Genomic DNA, 8,097 nt, shown 5'->3' with positions numbered 1-8,097 from the left:
TGCAGGGCATTGCCGAACTGCACGGCATCATTCATTAATCCCCCCACTGGAGAAACCAATCATGAGCATACTTTCGGAATTCAAGGAATTTGCCCTGCGTGGCAACGTCATCGATCTTGCGGTCGGCGTGGTCATCGGCGGCGCTTTCGGGAAGATTGTCACCTCTCTGGTCAATGACCTGATCATGCCTTCAGTTTCTGTCCTCATCAGTAGCGCTGATTTCAAAAGCCTTTCCGCCGTGCTGCGGCCGGCTACCATTGGTGCAGACGGCAAGGAAACCATGCCGGCCATTCTGCTCAATTACGGCGCGTTTGTCCAAACCATCGTCGACTTCACTATCATCGCAGTGGTGATTTTTCTGGCGATCAAAGTGATCAACCGCATCCGCCGTCAGGAGCAGCCGGAAACACCGGCAGCCAGTGAACCCAGCGAAGAGGTCAAACTGCTGACTGAAATCCGCGATGCTCTGAAGAAACAGGGAACCTGACGTGCGCGTATTCCTGGCCTTAGCATTGCTCGGATTCGCGAGTTTGAACGCGTCCGCAGAATCCGGACTGGATCATAACGCCATCCGGACCGCCGAGGATCTGCGGGATGCCGCCATGCGTGGATCCAAGGGATACGGCATCGTTGAATCACTGACCACCGAGGTCGGCCCGCGCATGGGCGGCAGCGAAGCCTATGACCGTGCTACCGTCTGGGCGCAGGCGAAATTCAAGGCCCTCGGATACGACAAGGTCTGGTTGCAGCCGGTCACTTTTCCGGTCTGGCAGCGCCGCTCGGAATCGGCACGCGTCATCAGCCCGTTTCCCCAGCCTCTGGTCTTAACCGCGCTTGGTGGCAGCGAAAGTACGCTCGGGAATCTGCGTGCGGAAGTGGTCGAATTTGCCGATCTGGATGCATTGAAGGCGACGCCGGATGGCTCGCTGGTGGGGAAGATCGCATTCATCAATCTCAGAATGCTGCGCGCCAAGGACGGGAGCGGTTACGGCCCTGTGAGCAATGTGCGACGCGCCGGTGCTTCCGAGGCGGCACGCAAGGGTGCCTCGGCGCTGCTGATCCGTTCGGTTGGGACCGATTCCGACCGACTGCCACACACCGGCATGATGAGATACGAGGACGGTGTGGTGAAGATTCCAGCCGCTGCCCTGTCGGTTCCCGATGCCGATCTTCTGGCGAACATGCTCCGGCGTGGCAAACCAGTGACCGTGGAACTGAACATCCAGGCGGGATTCACCGGAAGCAAAACCGAATATAACGTCATCGGTGAAATTACCGGTCGCAGTAAGCCTGAACAAGTGGTCATCATCGGCGGCCATCTGGATTCCTGGGATCTGGGTACAGGCGCCATCGACGACGGCGCCGGCATCGCCATCACCATGGCCGCCGGCGCCCTCATCGGTGACCTGAAACAGGCTCCGAAACGTACCATCCGTGTGATTGCCTTTGCCAATGAGGAGCAGGGCCTGCTCGGCGGCAAGGCCTATGCTGAAGCAATGAAAGGACTTATGGATAAACACCAGCTCGGGGCCGAAAGCGATTTCGGTGCTGGTCGCATCTATGCCCTGCATTCCGGCGTTTCGGAAGAATCCCGACCGGTGATTGCCCGCATCGCCAAAGTGCTGGAACCCTTAGGCATCCTTCCGGCGGAAGGTGGTGGCCCTGGCCCCGACATCAGCCCAAGCGTGCCGTATGGCCTGCCTTGGGTGGAACTGCAACAGGACGGCACTGACTATTTCGACTACCACCATACCGCCAACGATACCCTCGACAAAATCAATGCCAAAGATCTCGATCAGCAGGTCGCTGCTTACGCGGTATTAGCGTATCTGTCCGCCGAAACCGATGTGGATATCCGACCGGAAGCGCCGAAAGCGGAGAATTAAGTCAGGCTGAGCTGTTCTGACGTCGCCATTCCGCCATCAGTACCGCCGCTGCCGCCGATACATTGAGACTCTCGACCTGTCCCGTGCCCGGCACTTCCACGCGCAAGCCGCTTACGGCGAGCAGATCGGAGTCCACGCCGGCCTGTTCTGCGCCCATTACCATGACGCAACGCGCGGGCAAAGCGGATCGGAACACGTCACTGCCGCCACGAACCACGGTACTGACCAGGGCAAAGCCGGCCGATTTCAGTTGCGCGACCGCATTATCGGTGCGCCCAAGGCGCACCAAAGGTACATGTTCGGCCGCGCCCTCGGCCACGCGGGTGGCGGCACCGGAATGACTGAGACTGGATGACTTCGGCAGCAGAATAGCCGCCGCACCGAAGTGGGCGGCAGAACGCATGATGGCACCGAGGTTATGCGGATTACCGACACCGTCAAGCCATAGCAGCAGGCAAGGACCGGTCGGAGCGGTCATCAACCAACTGGATAGATTTAATTCCAGCTGCGGCAGCATCGCCAGACACACTCCTTCATGGTGGGCGCTGGCGCTGAGTTTCTCGAGATCTTCGTTTTCCACCACGTTGTAACCGATACGGTTCCGGACACAGAACGCCAATAGCTCCTGCAGCTTGGGGATACGCGACTCCAGCAACCAAAGCTTGCGGATAGATTCCGGCCGCATCTTGAACGCCGCAAGACACGCATTCAATCCGTGAATGCGAAACTCCTTCGGCTTGGCTGGCCGCGAATCGTCTTGCCGGCTTTCGATATGACCGCGTGTCGGACGCGGGCCACGAACGTCCTCACGGTTCTGTCCAGGACCACGGTAAAGCGGGTGCCTGTCTTTCGGGTCGGTCATGTATTACCTCTGTGTTATTGATAACCAAGATGCATCAATGCATCGCGCCTTCCGCATCCGGCGTCGTGGCTTCCTGCTTGCTTAAATCACGGGCGCGCTGCTCCGGCGACTGCGTATAGGGCGCAAGCCAGCGGTACATGACCGGCACGATGAATAGCGTCAGTACTGTGGCGCAGAGAACGCCGAACACCACTACAATACCGATGGCCTGACGCGACCCGGATCCCGGGCCACTGCCGAGCATCAGGGGCAGAGCACCCGCCGCTGTCGCAATTGATGTCATCAAAATCGGACGTAACCTTACCGAAGCTGCCTCGATGATGGCCGCATCGATACCCAGCCCGGCGTCCCGGCGCTGATTGGCGAATTCGACAATCAGAATGCCGTTCTTGGCGGCAAGGCCAATCAGCATGATGATACCGACCTGGCTGAATAAATTGAGACTGCCTCCCATTATCCAAAGCCCGAACAATGCTCCAAAAACCGCCATCGGAACCGTCAGCAGAATAACCAAGGGGTGGATCAGGCTTTCAAACTGCGCCGCCAGAACGAGATACACAATCAGCAGCGCCAGGGCAAATGTGAACAGTATCGCCTGGCCCGATTTGAGATATTCACGGGACTGTCCTTTGAAATCGATCTGCACGGTACTTGGAAGCTCTTCTTTGGCGGCTTTCTGCAACCAATTCAAAGCTTCACCCAGATTCGCCTCGGGCTTCAGGCCCGCCGACACCGTAATGGCGCGCAGGCGGTTGAAACGGTTGAAACTGCCGGGCTCGGCCAATTCACGCACGTCAATGACCGACGCCAAGGGTACCAGCTGTCCACTGCCGGTACGAACATGCATGGAAAGAAGATCCGATGGCGAGCGCCGTTGTTCGGCATCGGCCTGAATAATCACATCGTATTCCTCACCCCCTTCCACGTAGGTGCCGACACGACGTGAACCGAGCATGCTTTCCAGAGTACTGCCGATGGCCTGATTCGAAACACCCAGTGCCGCTGCCCGTTCACGATTGATGTCGAGACGCAGCTGGGGACGTGTTTCCTTGTAATCGGAATCCGGGCCGGTCAGGTCCGGATTTTCTTCCATGCGCTGAAGCAGGCGGTCACGCCATTGCACCAACTCGTTATAGTCCGAACCTTGCAGAACCAGCTGAACTGGTTGGCCGCCACCACGCACCAATCCATTCGGTTGTTGCGGCCGCGCCTGCACGCCGGGAATCTTCGACAGCAATTTACGGGACTCTTCAACAATCGCAGAGGTATCCGTATCGCGGTCTTTCCAAGGTTTCAGCAGTACGGTTGCGCGTCCGGTGTGCATTTCCTCGCTGGCACCGAATCCGCCGGGAACAACCGCATTGATTCGATCGATGGCCTCGGATTTCGCCCGCAATGCCATCAGTTCGGCCTGAACCTGTTCCATCTGCTTGACGGTGTAATCGAAACCCGCACCTTCAGGACCATTGACCGCGACGAAAAAAACACCACGGTCTTCGACCGGAGCCAGCTCCTTGGGTACCAGCAGGTAAAGCACCGAACTGGCGCCGAGAACCGCGAGCATGGCGATACCAATGGTATTGCGTTTTGCCAGAAGCGCCTGAAGTCTTTTCGAATAGGCCTGACTCACCCGCTCGAGGAATGCGTTGATCCGCGCCTCGAAACCGGTAGCACCGGCTTTATGGGGTTTCAGAATCAATGAACACATCATCGGAGTCAGGGTCAACGCAACGACCGCCGAAATGGCAATGGCACTGGCCATCGTTACCGCCAGTTCACGGAAAAGGCGGCCATTGTTTCCTTCAATGAACGCCATCGGCAGGAATACCGCCACCAACACGGCCGTGGTGGCAATGACGGCAAAAGCGACCTGGCGGGTGCCGCGAAATGCACCCAGCATCGGTGGCTCTCCGGCATCGATGCGGCGCTGGGCGTTTTCAAGCACTACGATAGCGTCATCGACCACCAGACCGATGCATAGCACCAACGCCAACAACGTCATTAGATTGATGGAATAGCCGAATAACCAAAGTGCGATGAAGGCCGCCATCAGGCACACCGGAACCGTCACCGCCGGAATCAGCGCGGCGCGTACACTGCCGAGGAACAGCCAAATCACCAACAGCACCAAGGCGATGGCTTCGAACAGCGTGCTGTAGACTTTTTTCACTGCGGCGTCGATGAATACCGTGGTATCGAAATTGATACCCATGGCCATGCCTTCCGGAAGCCCCGGATTGATCCGGTCGATTTCGGCACGGACATCCCGTGAAACCTGCAAGGCATTGGCGGTCGACGTTTTGATGATACCCAAGGCAAGTTGCGGCTCGCTATTGCCGCGGAACCAGGCGCGGCGGTCAGCCGATTCGCGGGCAACGCGCGCGACATCGGACAAGACGATGCTCTGGCCGTCATTCAAAGTCTTCAGCACCAGCTTTTCGAAAGCCGCCGGCGAATCGAAACTGCGGTTGACGCGAAGCAGGAAATCACGGTCCTGCGATTCCAGTCGGCCGGCCGGTAATTCGAGATTTTCACGGCGCAATGCGCTTTCAACATCCGACACGGTGAGGCCGCGGGCCGCCATGGCGTCGTCGTTCAGCCAGACCCGCATCGCATAGCGCTGGCCGCCGGAAAGCCGGACCTGGGCGACGCCGGGGATACTCGAGAAACGGTCTGTCAAATAGCGGTCGGCATAGTCGGTCAATGCCAGCGCATCGGCTCCCTTTTGCACGACGCGGATCCAGATGATGACATCGGCATCGGCTTCCACTTTGGCGATTTCCGGAGCGTTCGCCTCCTCGGGAAGACGATCGGCGACACGACTCACGGCATCGCGCACATCGTTGGCGGCGGACTCGATATCGCGTTCGAGGGTGAATTCGAGATTGACCGAAGCACGGCCGTTGCGTGACGAGCTAGTGACCAAGTCGACGCCTTCAATGCCCGCCACGGCGTCTTCCAGCACCTGGGTCACCCGTGTTTCTACCACGCCGGCAGCAGCTCCGGGGTAAGCGACGTCGATGGAAACCACTGGTGGATCGATATTCGGCAATTCACGCAAGGGCAGACGGGTGAAGGCAATCAGTCCAACGGTCACCAGCATCAGGCTAATGACGGCGGCGAATACCGGACGTTTAATCGAAATGTCGGAAAGAATCATGGCGCGGCTGGAACCACTTTCAGCTTCTGGCCATCACGCAGTTTCGAGGTGCCATCAAGCACCACCTTCTCGCCGGCCTTGAGGCCTTCAAGCACCATGACCTTGCCCTCATGGCGACTACCGACACGGACATTGCGGCTGGTAGCGACGCCATCGGCTCCCGCGACGAAAACAAAAGTACGGTTGCCGACCTGCTGCACGGCCAGCTCGGGAATCACCAAGGCCTGCACGGCATTTTGCTGCAGGGATACCCGCATGAGCATTCCCGGCCGAACCAGTCCGCCCGCATTATCAATGGCGGCCCGCACCATGATGGCGCGCGTGGCGATATCCACACGGGAGTCGATGCCCACGATCCGAGCTGAGAGTGTTTGACCGGCCGCAGCATCGGCCTGCAGATCCAGCGCCATGCCGATTTTCAGTTGCGACAAAAGACCTTCCGGCACCGGGAAATCAACCCACAGATGATCGAGGTCATCCAGATTGACCATGATCGCGCCGGCCGAAACAAACTGACCTTGGCTGACCTGACGCAGACCGAGAACACCGGAAAAAGGCGCACGGATGATGCGGTCATTCAGGCGCTCCTGCGCTGCCTGTACGCGTGCCCGCGAAGCATTACGGGAGGCAATCACGGTATCCAGCTGGCTTTTTGCGACCAATTGCCGAGTCTGCAGGTTCTGAAGGCGTGTGACCTGTGCGTTCAGATCGTTCAAATTGGCCTGCGCTTCGGCCAGCTCGGCTTTGACCGTACCGGCATCCAGTTCGACTAAAATCTGTCCTTTGGCGACCCGCTGACCGCTTTCAAAACGGATGACCGCGATCCGCTCGGACTGCTTGGCGGCGATGACCACGGACTCCCGGGCCTTGGCGGTACCGATGGCCTGAACACGGTCACTCCAGGGTTCCGAAGCAACCGTGACTGCGGTCACCGTCGCTGGTGGGCCGGAGTCTCTGCCCGGACCTTTTTCATCGCTGCTGCAAGCCGTTGCCAGCAGAACCAAGGCCATCAGTGAAACACGCATGGGAAATTCCTTCAGGATCTTGCCTGAGATTATAAACGGCTTAGCCGCCGCCACCGTTAATGGCATGTAAAGAAAACGCCGGCGAGCCGGCGTTTTCGGGGGAATTACACGTTGTGCCTTACTTCCACTCGCCGATGGCCGCCAGACCGTTGTCGCGGGCGCGGGCATGCACGGTTTCCTGGGCCTTGGCGACATTGTTGACGATGTCCTGGCCCCAGATCTTCAGGGCAGCCGATTGCATGGCACGGCCATAACTGAAGCTCAGCGGCCACGGCAGGTTTTCCTGTTTATTCATTTCGTTCAGATGCGCGGTGGCATCTTCGTCGGATTGACCGCCAGAAAGGAACACGATTCCCGGCAATGCCGCAGGAACTGCAGACTTCAGGCATTGCACGGTGTAATCGGCGACATCCTCGATCGAGGCCTGGTCCGGACAATCCTTGCCCGGAATGACCATACTGGCTTTCAGAATGGTGCCTTCCAGCATGACATTGTGCTGGTACAGGGCATTGAACAGGGAACGCAATACTTTTTCGGTCACCACGAAGCAGTCGTCAATGTCGTGCTCGCCGTCCATGATTACTTCCGGCTCAACCATCGGCACGATACCGGCTTCCTGGCACAGGGCCGCATAGCGGGCCAAGGCGTGGGCATTGGCCTCGATACAGGTATCCGAGGGCATGCCCTCTTCGATGTTGATGTTGATGACCGCACGCCATTTGGCGAATTTGGCGCCGAGACCGGCATACTCATTGAGGCGTTCACGCAGACCATCGAGGCCATCAGTGACCACTTCCCCCGGGAAACCGGCCAAGGGCACGGTGCCTTTGTCGACCTTGATGCCCGGCAGGATGCCGTTGTCCATCATCACCTGCGTAAACGGCACGCCATCCTTGGTCTTCTGGCGCAGGGTTTCATCGTACAGAATCGCGCCGGAAATATGCTCACCCAGCCCCGGGGTGGTCAACAGCATTTCGCGGTAGGCGCGGCGGTTTTCTTCGGTGTTTTCCACCCCCACGGTATCGAAACGCTTCTTGATGGTGGCGTTGGACTCGTCAATGGCGATGATGCCTTTGCCGCGGGCAACCATGGCTTGGGCGATTTCGGGGAGTTGGTCGATGCTCATGAGGGCGATCCGGGGGTGGTTGGGGTGGCGATATTATA

6 protein-coding genes are annotated in these 8,097 nt (G+C 58.5%); 2 read left to right on the top strand and 4 right to left on the bottom strand.

Translation table 11 applies throughout. The features are described 5' to 3' along the window. The first annotated feature begins 61 nt into the window (after positions 1 to 61). Together mscL and ACIQ0Q_RS07910 are read left to right on the top strand one after the other, a co-directional pair. A complete protein-coding gene (gene mscL, locus ACIQ0Q_RS07915) occupies positions 62 to 487 on the top strand; it encodes a large-conductance mechanosensitive channel protein MscL (RefSeq protein WP_395772397.1) in 426 nt (141 codons plus the stop codon). A gap of 1 nt (position 488) precedes the next feature. Beyond that, positions 489 to 1,886: a M20/M25/M40 family metallo-hydrolase gene (locus tag ACIQ0Q_RS07910; protein WP_395772396.1), complete on the top strand. Its 1,398-nt coding sequence runs from the start codon at positions 489 to 491 to the stop codon at positions 1,884 to 1,886. A 1-nt stretch (position 1,887) separates the two neighbouring features. Here ACIQ0Q_RS07910 and ACIQ0Q_RS07905 read toward each other — a convergent pair whose 3' ends face one another. The 4 genes from ACIQ0Q_RS07905 to ACIQ0Q_RS07890 all read right to left on the bottom strand — a co-directional run bounded on the left by ACIQ0Q_RS07905 (position 1,888) and on the right by ACIQ0Q_RS07890 (position 8,059). After that, a complete protein-coding gene (locus ACIQ0Q_RS07905; RefSeq protein WP_395772395.1) occupies positions 1,888 to 2,748 on the bottom strand; it encodes a TrmH family RNA methyltransferase in 861 nt (286 codons plus the stop codon). A 34-nt stretch (positions 2,749 to 2,782) separates the two neighbouring features. Continuing rightward, positions 2,783 to 5,908, bottom strand: coding sequence for an efflux RND transporter permease subunit (locus tag ACIQ0Q_RS07900; protein WP_395772394.1), 3,126 nt, complete (start codon positions 5,906 to 5,908; stop codon positions 2,783 to 2,785). Next, positions 5,905 to 6,933, bottom strand: a complete 1,029-nt coding sequence (locus ACIQ0Q_RS07895; RefSeq protein WP_395772393.1) for an efflux RND transporter periplasmic adaptor subunit — start codon at positions 6,931 to 6,933, stop codon at positions 5,905 to 5,907. The genes ACIQ0Q_RS07900 and ACIQ0Q_RS07895 overlap by 4 nt, the downstream gene beginning before the upstream one ends. A 118-nt stretch (positions 6,934 to 7,051) precedes the next feature. Further along, the gene (locus ACIQ0Q_RS07890; RefSeq protein WP_395772392.1) at positions 7,052 to 8,059 is read right to left on the bottom strand and encodes a class I fructose-bisphosphate aldolase; all 1,008 of its coding nucleotides are present in this window, start codon (positions 8,057 to 8,059) and stop codon (positions 7,052 to 7,054) included. Positions 8,060 to 8,097 lie beyond the last annotated feature (38 nt).

The organism is Arenimonas sp., assembly GCF_044348765.1.
Lineage (GTDB): Bacteria > Pseudomonadota > Gammaproteobacteria > Xanthomonadales > Xanthomonadaceae > Arenimonas.
This window is presented reverse-complemented; position numbering and strand designations above follow the sequence as displayed.

What these genes read in the sequence shown, in the direction of transcription:
- ACIQ0Q_RS07895 (WP_395772393.1), bottom strand. Translation starts at nt 6,933, where the DNA reads ATGCGTGTTTCACTGATGGCCTTGGTTCTGCTGGCAACGGCTTGCAGC.
- ACIQ0Q_RS07905 (WP_395772395.1), bottom strand. Translation starts at nt 2,748, where the DNA reads ATGACCGACCCGAAAGACAGGCACCCGCTTTACCGTGGTCCTGGACAG.
- ACIQ0Q_RS07900 (WP_395772394.1), bottom strand. Translation starts at nt 5,908, where the DNA reads ATGATTCTTTCCGACATTTCGATTAAACGTCCGGTATTCGCCGCCGTC.
- mscL (WP_395772397.1), top strand. Translation starts at nt 62, where the DNA reads ATGAGCATACTTTCGGAATTCAAGGAATTTGCCCTGCGTGGCAACGTC.
- ACIQ0Q_RS07890 (WP_395772392.1), bottom strand. Translation starts at nt 8,059, where the DNA reads ATGAGCATCGACCAACTCCCCGAAATCGCCCAAGCCATGGTTGCCCGC.